Here is a 2,861-nt window from a genome sequence, read left to right as displayed (position 1 = left end):
GCCGCGGGCCGCTACCGCTGACCGCCGTGAGCGGACGTTCAGCGAGCCGGGGCGTGCTTCCGGCGCACCGGACCCGCCCGGCCGTCGTGCCGGCCCGGCACCGCGGCGCAGCATGACGGCATGGGCGCGTATCGATCAGCGTACGAGCGGAGCATCGCCGACCCGGCCGGCTTCTGGCGGGACGCGGCGGCCGGCATCGACTGGGTCATCCCGCCGGAACGCATCCTCGACGAGGAGGCGGCGCCGCTGTACCGCTGGTTCCCCGACGGGGTGCTGAACACCTGCCACAACGCGCTCGACCGGCACGTCGCCGCCGGGCGGGGCGACCAGCCCGCGCTGATCCACGACAGCCCGGTGACCGGCACGGTCCGCACGCTCACCTACGCCGGACTGCTCGCCGAGACGGCCCGGTTCGCCGGTGCGCTGCGCCGACTCGGCGTCGGCCGGGGCGACCGGGTGCTGCTCTACCTGGCGATGGTGCCGGAGGCGGTGATCGCCATGCTGGCCTGCGCCCGGATCGGCGCGGTGCACTCGGTGGTCTTCGGTGGCTTCGCCGCGCACGAGCTGGCCGTCCGGATCGACGACGCGCGGCCGAAGGTGGTGGTGGCCACCTCCTGCGGGATCGAGGCCGACCGGGTGGTCCCGTACCACCCGATCCTCGCCGCCGCGCTCGACGAGGCCGCGCACGCGCCGGAGCGCTGCGTGGTGGTGCAGCGCCCGCAGGAGCCGGCCCCGCTGGTGCCCGGCCGCGACCTGACCTGGGCCGAGGTGATGGCGGACGCGGAACCGGCGCCGTGCGAGCCGGTGGCCGCCACCGACCCGCTCTACGTCCTCTACACCTCCGGCACCACCGGGCGGCCCAAGGGCGTGGTGCGGGACAACGGCGGGCACGCGGTGGCGCTGCGGTGGTCGATGCGCCACGTCTACGGCATCGAGCCGGGCGAGGTCTTCTGGGCGGCCTCCGACGTGGGCTGGGTGGTCGGCCACTCCTACATCGTGTACGCGCCGCTGCTCACCGGTGCGACCACCGTGCTCTACGAGGGCAAGCCGGTCGGCACCCCCGACGCCGGGGCGTTCTGGCGGGTCGCCGCCGAGCACCGGGTGGCCGCCCTGTTCACCGCGCCCACCGCGATCCGGGCGATCCGCCGCCAGGACCCGGACGGCGAGCACATCACCCGGTACGACCTGAGCGCGCTGCGTACCCTGTTCCTCGCCGGTGAGCGGCTGGACCCGGACACCTGGGCCTGGGCGGGCCAGCGGCTCGGCGTACCGGTGGTGGACAACTGGTGGCAGACGGAGACCGGCTGGCCGGTGGCGGCAACCCGCGCGGCCTGGAGCCGCTGCCGATCAAGCCGGGGTCGCCGACGGTGCCGGTGCCCGGCTACGACGTGCGCGTGGTCGACGGCGCGGCCGGCCGGCCCGCGCCGTCGACCACGCGCACGTCGTAGCCGGGCACCGGCACCGTCGGCGACCCCGGCTTGATCGGCAGCGGCTCCAGGCCGCGCGGGTTGCCGCCACCGGCCAGCCGGTCTCCGTCTGCCACCAGTTGTCCACCACCGGTACGCCGAGCCGCTGGCCCGCCCAGGCCCAGGTGTCCGGGTCCAGCCGCTCACCGGCGAGGAACAGGGTACGCAGCGCGCTCAGGTCGTACCGGGTGATGTGCTCGCCGTCCGGGTCCTGGCGGCGGATCGCCCGGATCGCGGTGGGCGCGGTGAACAGGGCGGCCACCCGGTGCTCGGCGGCGACCCGCCAGAACGCCCCGGCGTCGGGGGTGCCGACCGGCTTGCCCTCGTAGAGCACGGTGGTCGCACCGGTGAGCAGCGGCGCGTACACGATGTAGGAGTGGCCGACCACCCAGCCCACGTCGGAGGCCGCCCAGAAGACCTCGCCCGGCTCGATGCCGTAGACGTGGCGCATCGACCACCGCAGCGCCACCGCGTGCCCGCCGTTGTCCCGCACCACGCCCTTGGGCCGCCCGGTGGTGCCGGAGGTGTAGAGGACGTAGAGCGGGTCGGTGGCGGCCACCGGCTCGCACGGCGCCGGTTCCGCGTCCGCCATCACCTCGGCCCAGGTCAGGTCGCGGCCGGGCACCAGCGGGGCCGGCTCCTGCGGGCGCTGCACCACCACGCAGCGCTCCGGCGCGTGCGCGGCCTCGTCGAGCGCGGCGGCGAGGATCGGGTGGTACGGGACCACCCGGTCGGCCTCGATCCCGCAGGAGGTGGCCACCACCACCTTCGGCCGCGCGTCGTCGATCCGGACGGCCAGCTCGTGCGCGGCGAAGCCACCGAAGACCACCGAGTGCACCGCGCCGATCCGGGCGCAGGCCAGCATGGCGATCACCGCCTCCGGCACCATCGCCAGGTAGAGCAGCACCCGGTCGCCCCGGCCGACGCCGAGTCGGCGCAGCGCACCGGCGAACCGGGCCGTCTCGGCGAGCAGTCCGGCGTAGGTGAGCGTGCGGACCGTGCCGGTCACCGGGCTGTCGTGGATCAGCGCGGGCTGGTCGCCCCGCCCGGCGGCGACGTGCCGGTCGAGCGCGTTGTGGCAGGTGTTCAGCACCCCGTCGGGGAACCAGCGGTACAGCGGCGCCGCCTCCTCGTCGAGGATGCGTTCCGGCGGGATGACCCAGTCGATGCCGGCCGCCGCGTCCCGCCAGAAGCCGGCCGGGTCGGCGATGCTCCGCTCGTACGCTGATCGATACGCGCCCATGCCGTCATGCTGCGCCGCGGTGCCGGGCCGGCACGACGGCCGGGCGGGTCCGGTGCGCCGGAAGCACGCCCCGGCTCGCTGAACGGCCGCTCACGGCGGTCAGCGGTAGCGGCCCGCGGCCGTTTCGGCGGCCCGGACGAGGGTAGGGCGGG

The 2,861-nt window shown here is 75.8% G+C and carries 1 protein-coding gene and 1 pseudogene; one reads left to right on the top strand and one right to left on the bottom strand.

From position 1 onward, the window contains the following. Positions 1 to 120: 120 nt before the first annotated feature. On the top strand, positions 121 to 1,482 hold the full coding sequence (locus KSK32_RS00745; RefSeq protein ID WP_374226682.1) for an AMP-binding protein: 1,362 nt from the start codon (positions 121 to 123) through the stop codon (positions 1,480 to 1,482). On the opposite strand, the pseudogene KSK32_RS00740 reads toward KSK32_RS00745, so the two are convergent. Next, positions 1,403 to 2,709 (bottom strand): annotated as a pseudogene (locus KSK32_RS00740) (AMP-binding protein); the annotation flags it as partial. The gene KSK32_RS00745 and the pseudogene KSK32_RS00740 overlap by 80 nt on opposite strands. Between the last annotated feature and the right edge of the window lie 152 nt (positions 2,710 to 2,861).

This window comes from Micromonospora sp. WMMB482 (genome assembly GCF_019038635.1).
Taxonomy (GTDB): domain Bacteria; phylum Actinomycetota; class Actinomycetes; order Mycobacteriales; family Micromonosporaceae; genus Micromonospora; species Micromonospora marina.
Note: the sequence above shows the minus strand (reverse complement) of the source record. Positions and strands in the feature narration are given on the sequence as shown.